General features: G+C 43.3%; 17 protein-coding genes and 1 pseudogene. 13 read left to right on the top strand and 5 right to left on the bottom strand.

Features of this window, described 5'->3' with window-relative positions; translation table 11 throughout:
- Positions 1-71: 71 nt before the first annotated feature.
- Complete coding sequence (gene ydiJ / locus VHA01S_RS09830; protein WP_039970615.1) at positions 72-3,101, top strand: D-2-hydroxyglutarate dehydrogenase YdiJ; 3,030 nt, start codon at positions 72-74, stop codon at positions 3,099-3,101.
- A gap of 79 nt (positions 3,102-3,180) precedes the next feature.
- Here the strand turns inward: ydiJ and VHA01S_RS09825 are convergent, their stop codons facing one another.
- On the bottom strand, positions 3,181-3,888 hold the full coding sequence (locus tag VHA01S_RS09825) for a DUF3581 family protein (RefSeq protein ID WP_023404206.1): 708 nt from the start codon (positions 3,886-3,888) through the stop codon (positions 3,181-3,183).
- 337 nt (positions 3,889-4,225) lie between these two features.
- Between VHA01S_RS09825 and thrS the strand changes: the two genes are divergently transcribed.
- From thrS to rplT, 4 genes are all read left to right on the top strand, one after another.
- Positions 4,226-6,154, top strand: a complete 1,929-nt coding sequence (gene thrS / locus VHA01S_RS09820) for a threonine--tRNA ligase (protein ID WP_023404205.1) — start codon at positions 4,226-4,228, stop codon at positions 6,152-6,154.
- Positions 6,155-6,157: 3 nt separating this feature from the next.
- Entirely contained in the window at positions 6,158-6,712 is a 555-nt protein-coding gene (gene infC, locus VHA01S_RS09815) for a translation initiation factor IF-3 (protein ID WP_084309116.1), read from the top strand.
- A 104-nt stretch (positions 6,713-6,816) separates the two neighbouring features.
- The gene (gene rpmI / locus VHA01S_RS09810; RefSeq protein ID WP_021713176.1) at positions 6,817-7,011 is read left to right on the top strand and encodes a 50S ribosomal protein L35; all 195 of its coding nucleotides are present in this window, start codon (positions 6,817-6,819) and stop codon (positions 7,009-7,011) included.
- A 41-nt stretch (positions 7,012-7,052) separates the two neighbouring features.
- Positions 7,053-7,406, top strand: a complete 354-nt coding sequence (rplT, locus tag VHA01S_RS09805; protein ID WP_021713177.1) for a 50S ribosomal protein L20 — start codon at positions 7,053-7,055, stop codon at positions 7,404-7,406.
- A 66-nt stretch (positions 7,407-7,472) separates the two neighbouring features.
- On the opposite strand, the gene VHA01S_RS09800 is transcribed toward rplT, so the two are convergent.
- Positions 7,473-8,396, bottom strand: coding sequence for a LysR family transcriptional regulator (locus tag VHA01S_RS09800; protein ID WP_023404204.1), 924 nt, complete (start codon positions 8,394-8,396; stop codon positions 7,473-7,475).
- A 34-nt stretch (positions 8,397-8,430) separates the two neighbouring features.
- A complete protein-coding gene (locus VHA01S_RS09795) occupies positions 8,431-8,913 on the bottom strand; it encodes a GNAT family N-acetyltransferase (protein ID WP_023404203.1) in 483 nt (160 codons plus the stop codon).
- Positions 8,914-9,135: 222 nt separating this feature from the next.
- Here VHA01S_RS09795 and VHA01S_RS09790 point away from each other — a divergent pair, with 222 nt between their 5' ends.
- The 5 genes and pseudogenes from VHA01S_RS09790 (at position 9,136) to VHA01S_RS09775 (ending at position 13,099) form a co-directional block, all read left to right on the top strand.
- The gene (locus VHA01S_RS09790) at positions 9,136-9,975 is read left to right on the top strand and encodes a sulfurtransferase (protein ID WP_023404202.1); all 840 of its coding nucleotides are present in this window, start codon (positions 9,136-9,138) and stop codon (positions 9,973-9,975) included.
- Positions 9,976-10,543: 568 nt separating this feature from the next.
- Positions 10,544-11,347 carry a GIY-YIG nuclease family protein gene (locus VHA01S_RS09785; protein WP_023404201.1) on the top strand — a complete coding sequence of 268 codons (804 nt, stop codon included), beginning with the start codon at positions 10,544-10,546 and terminating at the stop codon, positions 11,345-11,347.
- A gap of 105 nt (positions 11,348-11,452) precedes the next feature.
- Positions 11,453-11,545: pseudogene (locus VHA01S_RS18100) on the top strand (IS200/IS605 family transposase); the annotation flags it as partial.
- Positions 11,546-11,625: 80 nt separating this feature from the next.
- Positions 11,626-12,405, top strand: a complete 780-nt coding sequence (locus VHA01S_RS09780; RefSeq protein WP_023404200.1) for a hypothetical protein — start codon at positions 11,626-11,628, stop codon at positions 12,403-12,405.
- 88 nt (positions 12,406-12,493) lie between these two features.
- Positions 12,494-13,099, top strand: coding sequence for an endonuclease NucS domain-containing protein (locus VHA01S_RS09775; RefSeq protein WP_023404199.1), 606 nt, complete (start codon positions 12,494-12,496; stop codon positions 13,097-13,099).
- 334 nt (positions 13,100-13,433) lie between these two features.
- On the opposite strand, the gene VHA01S_RS09770 is transcribed toward VHA01S_RS09775, so the two are convergent.
- Together VHA01S_RS09770 and VHA01S_RS09765 are read right to left on the bottom strand one after the other, a co-directional pair.
- Positions 13,434-13,748: a YadA C-terminal domain-containing protein gene (locus VHA01S_RS09770; protein ID WP_023404198.1), complete on the bottom strand. Its 315-nt coding sequence runs from the start codon at positions 13,746-13,748 to the stop codon at positions 13,434-13,436.
- A 130-nt stretch (positions 13,749-13,878) separates the two neighbouring features.
- The gene (locus tag VHA01S_RS09765) at positions 13,879-14,952 is read right to left on the bottom strand and encodes a PQQ-dependent sugar dehydrogenase (RefSeq protein WP_052029607.1); all 1,074 of its coding nucleotides are present in this window, start codon (positions 14,950-14,952) and stop codon (positions 13,879-13,881) included.
- Between the two features lie 465 nt (positions 14,953-15,417).
- On the opposite strand from VHA01S_RS09765, the gene pheS reads away from it, so the two are divergent.
- The 3 genes from pheS to VHA01S_RS09750 all read left to right on the top strand — a co-directional run bounded on the left by pheS (position 15,418) and on the right by VHA01S_RS09750 (position 20,234).
- On the top strand, positions 15,418-16,401 hold the full coding sequence (gene pheS, locus VHA01S_RS09760) for a phenylalanine--tRNA ligase subunit alpha (RefSeq protein WP_021713187.1): 984 nt from the start codon (positions 15,418-15,420) through the stop codon (positions 16,399-16,401).
- Between the two features lie 17 nt (positions 16,402-16,418).
- Complete coding sequence (pheT, locus tag VHA01S_RS09755) at positions 16,419-18,806, top strand: phenylalanine--tRNA ligase subunit beta (protein ID WP_023404196.1); 2,388 nt, start codon at positions 16,419-16,421, stop codon at positions 18,804-18,806.
- A 132-nt stretch (positions 18,807-18,938) separates the two neighbouring features.
- Positions 18,939-20,234 (top strand): DEAD/DEAH box helicase, encoded by a 1,296-nt coding sequence (locus tag VHA01S_RS09750; RefSeq protein WP_023404195.1) that lies wholly within the window; start codon positions 18,939-18,941, stop codon positions 20,232-20,234.
- Positions 20,235-20,276: the final 42 nt, after the last annotated feature.

Below are 20,276 nucleotides of genomic sequence, written 5' to 3'. Positions count from 1 at the left end.
TAGAAAATAAACGACTTAAATTATTCATGCCTAAGACGATGGAGTAGCGCATGATGACTGCAGGAAGCATTATGTTACCAAGACTCAGCCAAACCCCTTCAAGCAATGCAACCGTTGATAGCTACCTTAAGCAGCTTGTACAACGAGGCTTTCAAGGTGAGATTGAAACCCAATACGCCAGTCGATTAGCGGTAGCAACCGATAACAGTGTTTATCAGCAATTACCGCAAGCGGTAGTGCATCCAAAAACACAGCTTGATATTGAACTGTTAACTGAAATTGGCCACCAAAGTGAATTCCATTCTGTTCGTTTTTCTCCAAGAGGTGGCGGCACAGGCACCAATGGACAATCTTTGACTGAACATATTGTGGTCGATCTGTCTCGTCATTTAAATAAATTGGTGGAATTGAACCTTGAAGAAGGTTGGGTGATTGTCGAAACCGGAATGGTTAAAGATAAACTCAATGATTTAATTCGAGAACACGGTTATTTCTTTTCCCCAGAGCTCTCAACCAGTAATAGGGCGACAATTGGTGGCATGATCAACACCGATGCTTCCGGGCAAGGTTCACTGCGTTATGGTAAAACCTCTGATCATGTATTGGGGTTAACCTCTGTATTAGCCGATGGTTCAGTATTAGATACTGAACAATGGCAACAGGTGAAAGCCAACAGCTTTGCGGCAAATGCAGTAGCTGAAACACAAAGAATTTGTCGTGAACATCGTCAAGCTATAGAAGCGCGCTTTCCTCCTTTAAATCGCTTTCTTACCGGCTACGATTTAAAAAATGCTCTGATTGACGATCAATTTTTACCAGAGCGGGTGCTGTGTGGCTCTGAAGGTTCATTGGGCTTTATTACTCGCGCCAAACTGAATCTCACTAAAATCCCTAAATCTCGCGTATTAGTTAACGTCAAATACGACAGTTTTGATTCGGCGCTTCGCTCTGCACCTATGATGGTAGAAGCGAATGCATTGTCGGTTGAAACCATTGACTCCATCGTGCTCAATCTTGCCAAGCAAGACATCGTATGGCACACCGTCAGTGATTTGTTAACCGAAGTCCCCGGCCAAGAAATGCTCGGCGTTAATATCGTTGAGTATGCAGGCTATGACTCCGAAGAAATTGATGCACAAGTGAACGCATTATTGTTGCGTTTAGATGAAATGATGGCATCGAAAAAAGGCGGTATCATCGGCTATCAAATCTGCGATGATCTTGCCAGTATTGGCAAAATATACGGCATGCGTAAAAAAGCGGTAGGTTTACTAGGCGCCACCAAAGGTGCAGCTAAGCCGGTAGCTTTTGCCGAAGACACTTGTGTACCGCCTGAAAATCTCGCCGATTTTATTGCTGAGTTTAGAGCTTTGTTAGATGGGCATAATCTTCGTTACGGCATGTTTGGTCACGTTGATGCGGGTGTACTGCACGTTCGACCCTCGTTGGATATGTGCGATCCTAAGCAAGAAGCGTTGATGCATCAGATTTCTGATCAAGTTGTGGCCTTGGTCTCTAAATATGGCGGCTTGATGTGGGGCGAGCATGGCAAAGGTTTTCGCTCTGAATACGGCCCAGAATTTTTCGGTGAGCATCTTTTTGAACAGTTGCGCCGAGTGAAAGGGGCGTTTGATCCCTTAAATAAGATGAACCCAGGCAAAATTTGTACTCCATTGGGTTCAAGTGACGAATTAGTCAAAGTCAATGGGGTGAAACGTGCACACTTTGACCGTCAAATCCCCGTCAATGTACGTGACAGCTTTAATGGTGCTATGGAGTGTAACGGTAACGGTTTATGTTTTAACTATGACGTTGCGTCACCTATGTGTCCCTCTATGAAGATCTTAGCCGACCGTCGACATTCACCAAAAGGTCGTGCAGGAATTGTCAGAGAGTGGTTGCGCCAGTTATCTGAACAAGGCGTTGATATCCTTGATTTAGAAAGTAAAACACTGAAAGGTTCGTTGTCGCTAAAGAATATGCTCGATAGAGTCATGAATCGAGTTAATCGTCGTCACCATTACGATTTTTCTCATGAAGTGTATGAGGCGATGCAAGGCTGTCTTGCGTGTAAAGCGTGTGCAACGCAGTGTCCGATTAAAGTCGATGTACCTAATTTTAGAGCGCGTTTCTTAAATCTTTACCACATGCGTTATCAAAGACCACTAAAAGATTACTTTGTCGCCAACATTGAATCTTTGCTACCTTTGATGGCCATTTCACCAAAATTGGTTAACACGGTACTTAATACCGGTTGGGTACAGTCTTTGGTGGCTTCTGGCATTGGTTATGTAGATGCGCCGTTACTGTCGTCACCGACGTTAAAGCAACGTCTGAAGAGTCAGCATGTTTCTAAATACGATTATCAAAAATTATCTCAGCTGAGTGATGAACAAAAACAAAAACATGTGATAGTGGTACAAGACCCATTTACCAGTTATTACGATGCGCAAGTGGTGGATGACTTTGTGTCATTGATCATCAAGCTTGGTTTCACCCCAATCATGTTGCCATTTCAACCTAATGGTAAAGCCCAACACATCAAAGGGTTTTTGAAGCAATTTACCAGCACAGCAGAGAGTACCTCTCAATTTTTAGCGGATGCTGCCAAGCTTAAAATGCCGATGGTCGGTGTCGATCCTGCTCTGGTGCTTTGTTATCGTGATGAATATAGAGAAATACTGAAGAAAAATTGTCCAGACTTTAGCGTTCAGACAGTGCATGAGTGGTTATTGCCACTGCTAACCACATTGCCAGAAATAGAGAGTAAGCAGCAACCGGCTTGGTATTTGCTGGCGCACTGTACTGAGAAAACCATGTTGCCTAATGCAGAGAAAGAGTGGGGAGCTATCTTTAGCCACTTTGGTGCGTCACTTAATTCTGTGCCAGTGGGTTGTTGTGGTATGGCGGGCACCTTTGGGCATGAAGCGGATAAACTGCAATGGTCAAAAGATATCTATGATTTAAGTTGGCGACCAAGCCTAGATAAGTTGCCGAAAGAGCGTTGCTTGGTGACCGGTTATTCATGCAGAAGCCAAGTGAAACGTCTACAAAGCGTAGCGGCTAAACACCCATTGCAGGCGCTGCTTGAGATAGTGTGATTTTTGTAAAATGCGCCCATTAAAAAGGGGTCAGGTTTTGAAATGCAAATTTCAAGACCTGACCCCTTTTTAATGGCTGTTATTTATCAAAGTTGTTCTTGGCTTCGTTAAATTTGTCTACGTAGGCCATCATGTCTTCTTCTACCCATGGGATAAGACCGCTGGCAATCATACGTTTGGTACCAGTACCAATCACTTGTCCTTCGCCTTTAAATTCAAAGTTCAGAGTGACGACACCGCGCTTACCGTTCACATCGAAAGTGGCACTGCTTAAATCAACCGTTGGCTGTTTAATGTCAAAACGACTGAATTCAAGTTTCATGCTTTCATAAATGATAAGAGGGCGCTTAGTGTTGAACATCATTTGCTCTTCTTTCATAAGAGGCACCATGATGTGTGGGAAGTTCATTCCAGAAAATTGCACATAGCCACGAATCACATTTTCGATAAGCTCTTTATCGGTACTGTTATCACCGTGGCGGTTTAGGCTGAGATATTGCTTTTCTTTAGTATCAACAACAGCACTAACTTCTTGGTTTTCATGTTCTACTTTTAGCTTTAAACCATCACCCACCATTCCAGAGAAGGTGAACTCCATGTTTTGGCTAATCCCTTCTTTTTGTAGCAATACAGCGAACAATAGGTCGCCTGGTACACAGAAGCGTTTGTGGTCTTCGTCATGGATAGGATTAAAGTCACCAGCAATGCCTTTGGCAAAATTGCTAGCTTGTTGGCGAGTAAAATAGAACGACGAATCTTCATTTACGAAGTAAGGGGATAAAAACATAATGGTGCTTAAAGTCTTTGTTGTTACCTGTTATTTTTCGAAGTATACCAAAGCGCTCACATTTAATGGTCTATCCAGTGTATCAAATGATGACAATTGCATGAATTTTTCATGAAACGGAAGGGGGAGTAGAGGCCAGACTAGGCTTTTCTATTGTCATTTTGGGGATTTTGGTTACAATACTCCGCTTGTTTGTTAAATGGTATCGTTCACATCAGTATTTGTGAGGGATTTAACAAGCAATTCATTTGGCTCTTGTTTTCTAAGGCATTGAACGCAAGAGATTGACTTAAACATGTGTTGCTTCGTATGTAACACCACTGGAATAGGACTTAAAATGCCTGTAATTACTCTTCCTGACGGCAGTCAGCGTCAATTTGACAACCCTGTATCAACTCTTGATGTCGCAGCTTCTATCGGCCCTGGTCTGGCAAAAGCCACCATTGCAGGTCGTGTGAATGGCGAACGTTTTGATGCGTGCGATCTTATTGAGCAAGATGCAAGCCTAGAAATCATCACTGCAAAAGACGAAGTTGATGGTCTTGAAATTGTGCGCCACTCATGTGCCCACCTTCTTGGTCATGCAATTAAGCAACTTTATCCGGATGCAAAAATGGCTATCGGTCCAACGATCGACAGCGGTTTTTACTACGACATCGATATGGAGCACCACCTTACGCAAGAAGATTTAGATAAAATCGAAAAGCGTATGAAAGAGCTTGCGAAAACTAAGTATCAAGTTGTTAAAAAGAAAGTCAGCTGGCAGGAAGCTCGCGATGCATTTGAAGCTCGCGGAGAAACCTACAAGATTGAAATCTTGGATGAGAACGTTGCAAGAGACGATCGTCCAGGTTTATACCACCACGAAGAATACGTTGACATGTGTCGCGGTCCACACGTACCTCACATGGGCTTCTGTCAGCACTTCACGCTACTTAACGTAGCCGGTGCATACTGGCGTGGTAACAGCGATAACAAGATGCTACAGCGTATCTACGGTACAGCGTTCCACGACAAGAAAGCACTTAAGGCGCACTTAACACGCCTTGAAGAAGCCGCTAAGCGTGACCACCGTAAGATTGGTAAGCATCTAGACTTGTTCCACATGCAGCAAGAAGCACCGGGTATGGTGTTCTGGCATCACAATGGCTGGTCTATTTTCCGTAATCTAGAAGTCTTCATTCGTGAAAAACTGACGGAATACGATTACCAAGAAGTAAAAGGTCCATTAATGATGGATCGCGTTCTTTGGGAACGTTCTGGTCACTGGGACAAATACGCTGATGCGATGTTCACCACTAACTCAGAAAACCGTGAATACGCAATTAAGCCAATGAACTGCCCAGGTCACGTACAGATCTTTAACCAAGGTCTAAAATCGTACCGTGATCTGCCGCTACGTATGGCTGAGTTTGGCTCATGTCACCGTAACGAACCATCAGGTGCATTGCATGGCATTATGCGTGTACGTGGCTTTACTCAGGATGATGCACACATCTTCTGTACTGAAAGCCAAATTCAAGATGAAGTCATTAGCTGCATCAAGATGGTATACGATACATACCAAACTTTCGGTTTTGACAACATCGTAGTGAAGCTGTCTACACGCCCTGAAAAGCGCGTCGGCTCTGATGAAATCTGGGATGAATCAGAAAAAGCACTAGAGCAAGCTTTGCAATCTATGGACATTTCTTACGAGATCCAAGAGGGTGAGGGTGCGTTCTACGGACCGAAAATTGAATTTACTTTGTATGATTGTCTGGATCGTGCGTGGCAATGTGGTACAGTGCAACTCGATTTCAACTTACCGGGTCGTTTAGGTGCAACTTATGTGGGTGAAAACAACGAACGTTTAGTTCCTGTTATGATTCACCGCGCTATTTTGGGCTCACTTGAGCGTTTCATCGGTATTCTTATCGAAGAATACGCTGGGTTCTTCCCAACGTGGTTGGCACCGGAACAAGCGGTAATTTTGAACATTACTGACAAACAAGCAGAATATGTTCAAGAAATCGCACAAAAAATGCAAAAAAGTGGAATTAGAGCCAAAGCGGACTTGAGAAATGAGAAGATTGGCTTTAAAATCCGCGAACACACTTTAAAACGTGTACCGTACATGTTGGTAGTTGGTGACCAAGAAATGGAAGCTGGCGAAATAGCAGTACGGACTCGTAAGGGCAAGGACCTAGGCAAGTTCAAAGTGGATGATTTTATCTCATACATCCAAGCCGAGGTTTCAAGCCGTAAGCTCAATCTGGAGGAATAAGCTATTAAAGGCGGAAGACGTGGTCAACAACAACCGGCCAAACAAAACCAGCACCGTTTAAACGGTGAGATTCGAAGCGTACGTGAAGTTCGATTAACTGGCGCTGATGGCGAACCAGTAGGTATCGTAACTTACTCAGAAGCACAGGCTGCAGCAGACGAAGCTGGTATGGATCTCGTAGAGATCAGCCCTAACGCCGAGCCACCTGTCTGTCGAGTGATGGATTATGGTAAGTTCCTCTTTGAAAAGAGCAAAGCTCTTAAAGAGCAGAAGAAGAAGCAAAAGCAGATTCAGATTAAGGAAGTAAAATTCCGACCTGGAACTGATATTGGAGACTATCAGGTAAAACTACGCAACCTGACGCGTTTCCTAGAAGACGGCAACAAAGTGAAGGTAACAATTCGCTTCCGTGGCCGCGAAATGGCACACCAAGACATCGGTGTAGACGTTCTGAAGCGATTGAAAGAAGATACAGTAGAATTTGCTGTTGTTGAATCTTTCCCTAGCCGAATTGAAGGTCGTCAGATGATCATGGTGCTAGCCCCTAAGAAGAAGTAATTACAGGCCTACAAGTAATTCAACCTTGCTGCTCCTGAGTGGCAGGGTTTTATTCGCCCTAATTACTATGTTATTAACAACTCAACAATGCGGAGTTATTCATCATGCCTAAGATGAAAACCAACAAAGGTGCTTCTAAGCGTTTCAAGAAAACAGCTGGTGGTATCAAATTTAAGCACGCTGGTAAACGTCACATCTTGACTAAGCGTACTACTAAGAACAAGCGTCAACTACGTCCTAACGCTATCCTTCCAAAATGTGAAGTGGCTGGTGTTATGCGTATGATGCCATACGCTTAATTCTTTTTAGTTTTTAATTCGTTTAGTTTAGGAGAGACATAATGCCTCGCGTAAAACGTGGTGTACAAGCTCGTGCACGTCATAAGAAAGTTCTAAAACAAGCTAAAGGTTACTACGGAGCACGTTCACGTGTATTCCGCGTAGCTTTCCAAGCAGTTACTAAAGCTGGTCAATACGCTTACCGTGACCGTCGTGCTAAAAAGCGCGTGTTCCGTCAGCTATGGATCGCTCGTATCAATGCTGCATCTCGCCAGAATGGTCTATCTTACAGCCGTTTCATCAACGGTCTTAAGAAAGCATCTATCGAGATCGACCGTAAGATCCTTGCGGATATCGCGGTATTCGACAAAGCTGCATTCGCAGTTCTAGTTGAAAAAGCAAAAGCTGCTCTATAATTTTTTAGAACATATAGCTTTATCTAAAGGAGACCTCAGGGTCTCCTTTTTTCTTGCCTGAAATTCCTAGCTGAAAGCCTGTTTTCCAAGCTCAATAGATTTGCACAGTTCGTCCTTTATCAGCGGTAGACAAAGCTCTCTAAACCACTGGTGCTCAGGATCGTTGTTGTAACGAGCATGCCAAAGTAGATAATAGTGATGTTCGTCGGTATCAAACGGAATGGGCTTAACCACCAGTTCTTTATTAGAAAAACGCGCGGCAATATGTAGGGGAACCGTCATTAAGGTATGAGTGAGAAGCAAGGCTTCCACAGCAGACTCAAAAGAGGGGGCTGTGGCGAATATACTTCTTTGTTGCTCTGCATCTGCAATAAGTCGATCCACTTCTCTTTGCTTATCTACCACACCATTAACCAAAATGTGTTTAGCATCCATATAGCGTTTGGTCGTCATCGACATAGTGGCCAGTGGATGTGACGCTGACATTAGCACCACATACTTATCTCCACCAAGACGCTTACCGTATAGATTCTCAGGGATCTCTTCTGCCATGGTTGCGACCAGATCAATGCTTCCTTTATGAAGTTCGCTGAGATCTTCATTTTGCCATAGCTGAGTGGTTAAACTTGATAATGGGGATTCTTGTTCCAGTTGCTGACAAATAACAGGCAGCATTTTGGGGGCAATAAAGGCATTGAAGGCGAGGGTAAAGCGACGGGAGATCTCTTTCGGCACAACTTCATCAGGAGAGTAAAGTCTGTTTAACCTTTGTAAAAGTTCAGGCAGCTCTTTTTGCAAATGAATAGCACGTTGACTCAATGAAAATTGATTGCCTTCACGGATCAAAATGGGATCGCCGAAGGCATCTCGAATTTGCAATAATGTTTTACTCATTGCTGACTGGCTAACGTTCAACTCTTGAGCTGACAGCGTCAGGTTGCGGGTTTTCAATAGTGAGTCTAGGGCTATCAATAATTTATAGTTGTGCATCCTTCATCCTTGAACGATTTCTCACTAGTGCGCTCTACAAGGTTTTTAACATCCAAACATCACACATGTTATGGAGCGTACCCTCTAGTGGTTTGGTTAAATGCTCAAAACCGAGCCCTTCATACAAACGCACGGCTGATGTCATATTTGAAAGTGTGTCTAAATAGCATTGAGTGAAACCTTGTTGTTTAGCAAAGTCTAAACAGTGGTTAGACAGCGCTTTACCCAAGCCTAAACCTCTTGCCCCCTCCAATAAAAAAAGCTTTTTTAGTTCACAAGTTGAAGAGCCTTCTACAAAGGGGGCGACTCCGCAGCCACCCACAACCACACCGTCTTTCAGTGCGACAAAGTAACGACTCTTGTTGTCTAACGTATAATAGCGACTCATATTTTCGACTTCAGGATCTGACGGTCCATAACCTTCACCCACGGCGCCAAACTCTTTCCCCACTTTTTTGATGACTTCTTTGACAGTAGGGTCAAATTCTGGAGTTATGCTGACTATTTTTAACGACATAATGGTTTCCTTATCTTTAGCTTTTAATCACAAGTTACCGTTATTCATCAGCATAGAGAAATGGATAAAAAGACTAATTGGTATGAATTTTTATCAAGTCTAGCAGAAAAATTAGAACTAATATCATGCTTAATGTGGCGATGATACAGAGCTTTGTGCTTGTCACAAGAGTCAGTTTGATAAATACTGAATTGTTAGGCCGCAATACTTTAGGGATATAAAATGAGAAATGTGTTGGTAGATTGTACTTGGTTAAATAAGCATTTGGGTGACAAAGATTTGGTACTGCTTGATGCCTTTATGCTTAACATCGTGGGTAAAGAGCCCATTGAGTACTCAGAGTTTGTCACCATTCCCGGCGCATTGCCTTTCGATATAGAAAACGACTTTTGTAACAACGAATCTAGCCAACTGCATGCACTTCCGACAGCGCAACAATTCACTAAAAATGCGCAAAAGTTAGGCATTAACAAGCGAAGTAAGATCGTAGTGTTCGACAATCAAGGGATCTACAGCGCCCCCAGAGCATGGTGGACGTTCAAGGTGATGGGTTTTGACAACGTAAAGGTCTTAGATGGTGGACTACCGGCTTGGATAGAAAAAGGATACCCAACCAGTCACGCTTATGCACAGATAGCTGGCCGCGGTGATTTTGTTTCGAACTACGAGTCAAATAAGGTGACCGATTATCAAGGGGTATTAGCCGAACTGAATAATCCTAAACAATTGCTGGTGGATGCCAGAGGTAGTGCACGGTTCAATGCAGAAGTTGCTGAGCCAAGACCCGGCGTTAGAGCAGGGCGAATCCCTAATTCAGTAAATCTCCCATTTGCCTCTTTGATGGAGGGTAATGGATTTAAATCAAAACCGGCGTTATTACAGCTGTTCTCTGAGATTGGTAGTGAGAATTCTGAGCGCTTAGTGTTTTCCTGTGGTTCAGGAATTACCGCCTGTATTCTTATTTTAGCCGCGCATGAAATTGGTCTATCCAACACTATTTTATACGATGGGTCTTGGGCTGAGTGGGGTTCGAATGAGGCACTTCCGCTAGAAGTGGAATAAACAAGGAGTCGTATAGCAAGGCATTGCGTTTGATGGTGCTCATACCAAAAGGAACTCTACAAGAGTTCCTTTTTTAATGCGATTTAGGTTTTCAAGTTTGTACTTTTTAGTTACAGATAGGGGATGTTAGTAAACTCATTTCTGCCCCTCTCATTGCTAGGGTAAAATATTATGCAAAAAGAAAGACCTGACCCCGTCGACATTGTTAATTGCCCCATAACTATTACCTTGCTAATTCACTGTGTTTATATACAGTTAAGATAATAACTATGAAAAAGATGCATAAATCGTTTGATTGGCGCATCGATAATACTAACTTTTAGACATGAACACATTATTATCAATCGTTTGTAATATATAAAATTGCTATGCAGATCTCGTAAAAACTTATGCATCTTTTGTATCCGCTAAATTGTTATGTTCAACTCGTGTTTTTATTAAAAAATGCATTTACAACAATCACTTACAGGTGATATTTTAATGACGAAACTTACAGGAAAGCAAGAGGTTATCCTGCTGCTAATTAATAAGCTGTTATGTGCCAGCGACAACAATAAGTAAGGTAAGCATGATTTTATTAAATGACATTCTAAATTTTGATAATTTAGATAATGTGAAGATTAGGTTCAACCTAATGTTTTCTGATAACTGGAATCCGTCAGAAATATATCGAATGCGAGATTTTTCAACATTATTAAACGGACACTATCACAACTACAGTCACAATCGTTCGTATAAAGAGGGGCAAATCACCGTTGGCTTCCTGAAAATCGAAGACGACAAATTTTTGTTATTCCACGTTGGAAAAGTGACTAAAGATTTGAATGTCTTTAATGGTGTCGGGTACGAATACGAGTCTATCCCTAAATATGAGAAGTACTGCGGTCGCCTAGTAGTTAAATTTCAAAATTCATCTCAAAATATGGTTAGAAGAGCTGTTTCAGTTATTGATGATATTTCTGTACATGAAATCTTATCCGATGATTTTAGTAATGATAAATTCCCAGGGTACGACAATGTAAGATTATCATGGGGTGAAATGCATTCGGTACTTCAAAAGGACAGTTGGAAGACAGCACTTGAGAATCAAAAGGCAATTTACTTAATAACTGATAAACAAAGTGGCAAGATGTATGTAGGTTCGGCTAGTGGTGAACAAATGTTACTGGGGCGGTGGAAGTCATATGCACGTAATGGTCATGGCGGTAACGTTGAGCTACGACAGCTGACATTTGACTATATCCAGAACAACTTTGAGTATTCGGTCTTAGAAATATTCAAATCTACTACAGATAGCAGCTTGATCATCGAACGCGAATCATGGTGGAAGCAAACATTAAAATCACGACAGTTTGGGTACAATAGTAATTAAACATTGATAAACCCCCAGCTATGCTGGAGTGACTCGCATAGGTTTGACCGTGACAACGGTATATGTAACTTCTTTGCTCGACCAAAAGTAAAGAGGAAACAACCTATGCGAGACTATAAGAGTCTGTCTCATACAAGATGGGATTGTAAATACCACGTGGTATTTATTCCAAAGAAAAGACAAAAATTGATCTATGGTGCCTCCGATGAATTTAAGTACCACATAAGTGTGGCAGATTCTCGGTAGGGGGAATTCATGTCATTCGTTAGAGTGCAAATATGGATAGTGCATACTTAAAAGTAAAACGCGCAGAAAAACATCTTGCTGAACTTAGTCAGATGTTTAGGAGAAACAAGCCATTTGGTTATTATTTAGAAACGAATTACAAAACTGGTGAAAGAGCAACATTCGCAAAGAGAAACGAGGACGTTGCTAATGAAGCTGCTATTGTAATTGGTGATGTTCTTCATAACTTAAGAGCAGCCATTGATCACGCATATTGGAGTTGTACCGAGAAGCACGCAAAGTCGGACAGAGAAAGAAAAAACATTCAGTTTCCCATTACTTCGACAGAAACTGCACTTAGAGACTCCATTTTACCTGGCTTACCATCAAGAGTCTCTCAAGATTTCGCAAATGCACTCGCAAGCCTTAAACCATACAGAGATGGTGGAAATTTGTTTCTTTGCGCTATCCATGACTTGGATGTAATGGACAAACATAAGCTATTAGTCCCAACTGGAAACTTTACAAAAATTAATAGCACAATGATTCAGAGATTGGTTCCTGATTTCCCTTCTGGGCTAACTGATTGTGGTGCAGGTAACTGCTATCGAGATGTAGTGTGGAGGGTACAGCCTATGACATGGACGCAAAGGAGAAAAGCAAAAATACCTCCGTCAAATATAATTGAGCAGGAGCTTGACGTACCAGTTGAAATCATTATTAGTGACATAGATCCAACAAAACCAGCAATTCAAACTCTTCAAGAACTAATCGATTTGACAATATGTACAATTAAAAGTCTTTACTCAGGGGCTGGTATAAATGTTGATTAAACACCCTAATAAATAGCTGCAGCGGATCAATTTATGCTGCGCTCTAATTGCCCGCTGAGCTAGGTGTTATGTAATAAGGGAGAAAACTATGGAGTATTCAACAATAAAGGAACTAGTGATTGATGTCTGCACGACAGAAGGCACTTTTCCTTCTTTCGAGAAATTAACAGCTCTAGTTTTGGAAAACTTTCCTACAAGTAAGTGGCAGAAAACGCACTATGCTTGGTATAAATCGAAAATTAAGCGTGGGGAGATTGAAATTCCGGGGTTTACCTCTGTCGATGCTGCGGATGAAGATAACGATGTTCAAGAGTCAATAGATGCCAGTTTGTCCTTAGAAAAAGATCTTCACACTTATCTAGCTCGAAATATTTCAGATATCGAGGACGGTCTATCGATCGTAGAGGATGGAATTGAATATGTAGTTGATGCAGGACGTATAGATATACTTGCTAAAGATAAAACCGACCAATTGGTTGTTATTGAGCTTAAAGCAGGTAAAGCAAAGGATTCAGCATTAGGGCAGTTGTTAGGCTATATTGGTTGTCTTTCTGAATCACCAAATACACCAAATATAAGGGGTATTCTGGTCGCATCAGATTTCGACAAAAGGGTAGTGTTTGGTGCTAAAGGTTTAAGCCATGTAAAGTTAGTGAAATACCAAGTATCGTTCAACTTGGAAGAAGTTACATAACAACCTGTTTAAGAGTAATTCGCAACGCTTGGCTCGTTTGCTATGCGTTGCGTTTTGTGTTTAAGGTGGCATGCGGTAACTTTGATATTGCGTTGTTCACACCTTAATAGGGCGTCATCAACTCACTTTTGTCGAATAACAAGTTAGAAATCTTTTCCGAAGAATGGGACATAGAACAAATTTCTGTCCGAGAAAGCCACGCCTTAATGAGTCTGATATGACTATACATTAAGGCGTTGGAGTGCGTTTACTAGGTTAAGGCAACAGTAAAGCGCAATGGCTTGCCCGTATAGGTTCCTTTTTTGATAAATGTTCAATCAATTACGCCTTGAGCTTAGAACTCGTAGCCAACACCTGCATAGGCGCTCATTGACTCTGTTGCCGTGTCGTAAGCACCACCGAGTTTTGCTGTAAAGTTTTCTGTGAATCGTTCACCTACACCAACGGCAACAGCTTGTGCATCACCATGATATCCAACAGCAGCTGTAACTGAAAACTTGCCTACACCATACGGGTTCACTAGACCTGCAAAAGCAGCTGACTCTGCATATGCCCCCTCTACGTTCTTCGCCATTTGTTCAAAGTCTTCACGTAGGTTTTGAAGATCAGCGCTGTTTTGCGCTACGTTTTCTGTATTTTGTACAGCCAAGGCATGATTTGGAGTAGGGAAAACTAGAAAATTTGTATTAATGCAGGGGAGTACTAAGCAGGCATCAGCGTAATATGCAAAAAGGCAAATTTTCTAGAAGTTTTGGGGTTACTAGTTTAAAAATATAAAACTAAGGCAGGAGCCTTATGACTTTTCCGCTGTCAGTTGTAACGTACAGATAGTCATCAGGTGAGACCTGTATATCACGAATTCTTTCGCCTAAGTCTTCAAACAAGCGCTTCTCTTCAATCAGTTTGTTGCCGTCTATCTTGATAACGTTGATATGAGTGAGCTTTAATGCACCCGCCAGTAATTTCCCTTTAAGCTCAGGGTAGCGTTTACCTTGATAAAGAATTAACGATGAAGGCGCGATAGAAGGGGTGTAAACCAGTGCTGGCGCAGTGACGCCTTCTTTATATTCTGAATCACCAACGCTAATCGGTCCCCAATATTCTTTGCCGTGTGAGGTTTCTGCCCAGCCATAATTATGGCCTTTTTGAATGTGATTAATCTCATCACCGCCACGCGGGCCGTGCTCTATAGCCCATAAGGTATTGGTGTCTTGCGCGAAGGTGATGCCTTGCGGGTTGCGGTGCCCATAACTCCATATCTCAGGTAGTGCTTGTGGGTTTTTTATAAATGGATTATCGGCAGGGACTGAGCCGTCACTGTTGACTCTAAGGATGCTGCCCGCATGCGTAGACAAATCTTGTCCGTTATCTCTTACGCCGCGATCGCCAATACTAAAGTACAGTTTATTGTCTGCATCAAAGGCTATTCGACTGCCAAAATGACGTCCGCTATCAGAATCTGATTGAGTCAGCACAATATCGTTAAAGCCCGTAATAGCGCCATTTTGATAAGTCATAGTTGCAAGTGCTACTCGTGCGCCTTGCTGAGTATTTTGGCTGTAGGTGAGGTAGACCTGAGTCTTGTCTAACGGATTAATCGCAAGGTCGAGCAGGCCGCCTTGGCCTTTGGCATAAACATTACTGGGTGTATATAAAGGCTTAATCGCTTTATTGGTAATGTCGAGCTCGACAATGGCGCCATTACGTTCACTAATTAATGCCGTATTCGCACTAACAAATTCAATCGACCAAGGGATTTGCAAACCCGTGGCCACAGTTTCAAGACGATAAGAGGCAGATTGCGGCTCGGCAACCACCGCAAAACTTGCCGTTAGTGAAGAAAAACCGAGTATGGCGCTGCTGATAATCGTGGGTAATGGTGATTTCACTAGGTGTCTCTCCCTGCTAGCGGTGATTTTGACAATGACTAAGTATCCAATACGTCAATTGTGATTATATGCATCTTTTAGAGTATTAGGGTATAGCACATTGATATCATTGAGATATAAATCATTGAACTTCGGCGTTTGCTGCTGGTTTGTTTGTATCTTTATACTTCGCTTAGCGCTTGTTCTGATAACGATTGCGGGAGTAAGATACAAAATCCAACCTGAGTAAAGTTTAACCACTCATGACTAAAAGTGCGTCACAAACAGGGGAGTGAGTGCTTATATTGCGCTGTTCTTGCCGAAGAATTAAGAAATCTTGAATTTCCGTCTATTTACGTTTGGCTTTATGCCTGCCTTTTATTACTATGTGTAACTATTCAAAATACCCTAAATCCCGATGGATACTGCCATTAGGCAGACGAGGAAATAATGCAACATCTACAAGAGATTATTGCTAACGCGACTGCTGCTATCGAAGAAGCGCAATCGTTAGTTGCACTGGATGAAGTGCGTGTTCAATTCCTAGGTAAAAAAGGTGAGCTAACGCTTCAACTTCAAAGCCTAGGTAAATTACCGCCAGAAGAACGCCGTAGCGCGGGTCAAGAGATCAACAAAGCGAAAGGTGCGGTTCAACAAGCGATTGCGGCTCGTAAAGACGGCCTGCAAAAAGCAGAGTTGGAAGCTAAACTGGCTGCTGAAACCATCGATGTGACCCTACCAGGTCGTCGCATTGAAAATGGTGGTCTACACCCAGTAACGCGTACTATCGAGCGTATGGAACAGTTCTTTGGTGAACTTGGTTTTGCAACAGAATCAGGTCCAGAAATCGAAGATGCATTCCATAACTTCGATGCACTGAACATTGCGCAAGATCACCCAGCTCGTACCGATCACGATACGTTCTTCTTCAACCCTGATCTGATGCTACGTACGCACACTTCTGGTGTTCAAATCCGTACTATGGAAAACGGCAAACCACCGTTTCGTTTCATTGCACCAGGCCGTGTATACCGTAACGATTACGACCAAACTCACACGCCAATGTTCCACCAGATTGAAGGTCTATTGGTTGATGAGAACGTAAACTTTGCGCAGTTGAAAGGCATCATCTCTGACTTCCTAGTGGCATTCTTTGAAGAAGAAGTAGAAGTGCGTTTCCGTCCATCTTACTTTCCGTTCACAGAACCTTCTGCTGAAGTGGATGTAAAACGTAAAGACGGCAAATGGTTAGAAGTATTAGGTTGTGGCATGGTTCACCCTAACGTACTTCGTTCTGTAGGCATTGATCCTGAACAGTACCAAGGCTTCGCATTTGGTATGGGCGTTGAGCGCTTAACCATGCTTCGTTACGGCGTAACGGACTTGCGTGCGTTCTTCGAAAACGACCTTCGTTTCCTTAAACAGTTCAAGTAATCCAGGGACACAAATAGATGAAATTCAGTGAATCATGGCTTCGTCAGTGGGTTAGCCCTGCGGTTACTACTGACGAACTAACACACCAAATTACAATGGCTGGCTTAGAGGTTGACGACGTTCTTCCTGTAGCGGGCGAATTTACCGGCGTTAAAGTAGGTAAAGTAGTGGAATGTGGTCAGCACCCAGATGCTGACAAATTGCGCGTAACAAAAGTAGATGTTGGCGCAGAAGAACTTCTTGATATCGTATGTGGCGCGCCAAACTGTCGCGAAGGCCTAATTGTTGCTGTGGCAACCGTTGGTGCTGTTCTACCGGGCGATTTCAAAATCAAAAAAGCAAAACTACGTGGTCAACCTTCACACGGCATGCTGTGTTCTTTCACAGAGCTAGGCATTGATGTGGAATCTGACGGCATCATGGAATTACCAGAAACTGCTGTTGTGGGTACGGATTTCCGTGAATTCCTAGATCTTAACGACGTAACGGTTGATGTGGATCTTACAGCAAACCGCGCTGATTGCTTTAGCATTCGTGGTCTTGCTCGTGAAGTGGGCGTACTTAACCGTGAAGCGGTAAAAGAGCCAGAATTCACAGCGGCTTCTGAAAGCATTCAAGACACAGTTGCTATCGAAGTGAAAGCGGCGCACGCATGTCCTCGTTACCTTGGCCGTGTGATCAAAAACGTCAACGTGAAAGCAGCTTCTCCAATTTGGATGCAAGAAGCACTGCGTCGTTGTGGCGTTCGCGCTATCGACCCAATTGTTGATATCACTAACTACGTGATGCTAGAGCAAGGCCAACCAATGCACGCGTTCGATCTGAGCAAGATTGAAGGTGGCATTGTGGTTCGTATGGCTGAGCAAGACGAGAAACTGACTCTTCTTGATGGCAACGAAGCAAAATTAAATGCAGATACGCTGATCATTGCCGATCACAAACAAGCTCTTGCTATCGCAGGTATCTTCGGTGGTGAAGGCTCTGGCGTAACTGGCGAAACGACTGACGTACTTCTTGAAAGTGCCTTCTTTGCACCGGATGCGATTCGCGGCCGTGCACGTGCTTACGGTTTGCATACTGATTCTTCAATGCGCTTTGAGCGTGGTGTGGATTTTGAACTGCAACACAAAGCAATGGAACGCGCTACTCAGCTTTTGGTTGAGATCTGTGGCGGTGACGTTGCTCCAATCGCTGGCGTTGAATCAGCGCAAGACTTGCCAAAAGCCAACACCGTTTCTCTACGTCGCACTAAGCTAGACAGCCTACTAGGTCACGCTATCTCTGATGCAGACGTTGTTGAAATTCTAGAGCGCCTAGGTTGTACAGTAACGACAACTGAATCAGGTTGGGATGCAGTTGCTCCAACATGGCGTTTTGATATCGCTATCGAAGAAGACTTGGTTGAAGAAGTTGGTCGTATTTTTGGCTACAACAACATTCCAAATCAAGCGCCTTTAGCGGCACTGACAATGAACGATCACAAAGAGGCGAATCAGCCACTAAAACGTGTTCGTGATCTGCTGGTGGACCGTGGCTATCACGAAGCGGTAACGTACAGCTTTGTTGAGCCTGAGCAACAAAAACTGATTGCACCAAGCATTGAGCCTTTAGTGCTGCCGTTCCCAATCTCTGCTGACATGTCAGCAATGCGTGTACAGTTGATCCAAGGTTTGCTAAACACGGTTGTTCACAACCAAAAACGTCAACAGCCACGCGTTCGTTTGTTCGAATCTGGCCTACGCTTTATTCCTGATGCCAATGCTGAAAACGGCATGCGTCAAGAATTCATGCTAGCCGGCGTTCTTGCAGGTTCTCGCAGTGAAGAGCATTGGGACATCGAAACCAACACTGTTGATTTCTTTGATCTTAAAGGCGATTTAGAAGCGGTACTTGAGCTGACTTGCAACGAAAAAGCGTACAGCTTTGCGGCAACTAAGCACCCAGCACTTCACCCAGGTCAAGCTGCGGCTATTATCCTAGACGGTAAAGAAGTAGGCGTTATCGGTACTGTTCACCCAGAACTTGAGCGTAAGTTTGGTCTTAACGGCCGCACTGTTGTATTTGAACTAGAGTGGGATGCAATTGCAACTCGCGTGCTTCCTGAAGCGGTAGCCGTATCTAAGTTCCCTGCAAACCGCCGCGACATCGCGCTAGTTGTTGACGAAGCTGTGGCTTCTGGCGACGTAGTAGCTGCCTGTCTTGCTAACGGTGGCGAGTTAATGACAGATGCGAAACTGTTCGACGTTTACCAAGGTAAAGGCGTTGAAGACGGTAAGAAGAGTTTGGCGATTGCTCTAACTCTGCAATCTGTTGAGCGTACTTTGGAAGAAGCAGACATTGCTGGCGCTGTTGAAGCAACAGTGAGCGCAGTTTCAGAGAAGTTTGGCGCAGTATTGCGTGACTAGTTTTATCACTCATGCTGAGTGTGAATAACTGACCGAATGAAATAGGGAGCCTAATGGTTCCCTTTTTTTTATCTATCTTCTGCAAAATACGCTAGAATGCACCCCATTATTTAAGTCTGAGCCAAATTATCTATGACCAATGCCACAACCCCTAACAGCTTTGCTGATCTTGCGTTAATTAAACCTCTTTTAGCTCGCCTAGAAGAGCTGGAGTATCAACAACCTACACCTATTCAAGCGCAAATCATCCCTAGCGTACTAGCGGGTCGTGACGTCATTGCTGGCGCTAATACTGGTTCAGGTAAAACCGCCGCATTTGCACTGCCTATACTGCAAGAGTTGTTCACTAAGCATGATTTGGTGAAATCGAGCCCAAGCAAGGGCAACTATGTCTCGGGTTTGATCTTGGTGCCAACACGAGAGTTGGCAAAACAGGTGGCCGATAACGTTAAGTCTTATGCGGTTCACTTTAACGGTGAGATCAAAACTGTTGCTGTGTTCGGTGGTGTATCAACCAATGCACAAATGCAAACACTGCGCGGTGGCACAGATATCTTGGTGGCAACGCCAGGTCGTTTGCTTGATCTGATCTCTAGTAACGCCATTAAACTGGACAGAGTGAAGACGTTAGTATTGGATGAAGCAGACCGTATGTTGAGCTTAGGCTTTACAGAAGAACTGTCCGACCTATTAGCGAAACTGCCTAAGCAAAAACAAACGCTGTTGTTCTCAGCCACTTTCCCAGAACAAGTGCAGGCGCTTACTCAAGAACTGCTCAATGATCCAGTTGAAGTTCAACTGCAAAGCGATGACGAGAGCACCGTGGTACAGCGCGTATTCAACGTCAACAAAGGTGAGAAGACGGCGGTACTGGCGCACTTGATCAAAAAGCATCAATGGCGACAAGCATTAGTGTTTGTGAATGCGAAAAATAGCTGTGAACACTTAGCGGACAAACTGTATAAACGCGGCATTGAAGCCGACGTATTCCACGGTGACAAAGGCCAAGGTTATCGTACTCGTATCCTTGACGCATTTAAGTCAGGTGAGATTGAAGTGCTTATTGCAACCGATATTGCAGCCCGTGGTCTAGATATTGAAAAACTGCCAGTGGTTATCAACTTCGACCTGCCAAGAAGTCCATCCGATTACATGCACCGCATTGGACGAAGTGGTCGTGCCGGTGAAGTGGGCTTAGCTTTATCGCTGATCGATTATGAAGATCTGCATCATTTCAAAGTTATTGAAAAGAAAAACAAAATTCGTCTTGAGCGCGAACAAGTGGCAGGCTTTGAGGTTGACGAAACTGTAACTCAAGAAATGATTGAAGCCAACAAACCAAAAGCAGCACCAGCAGGTACTGGCAAGAAAAAGCGTAAGAAAAAAGCGCAAGGCGGCTCTGACGATATTTGGTTAAGAAATTCTTAATCAAAATTGATGCGTGTCAGCCCGTTGTATTCAAGTTAACTG

It is taken from the genome of Vibrio halioticoli NBRC 102217 (assembly GCF_000496695.1).
Classification (GTDB): Bacteria; Pseudomonadota; Gammaproteobacteria; order Enterobacterales; family Vibrionaceae; genus Vibrio; species Vibrio halioticoli.
Note: the sequence above shows the minus strand (reverse complement) of the source record. Positions and strands in the feature narration are given on the sequence as shown.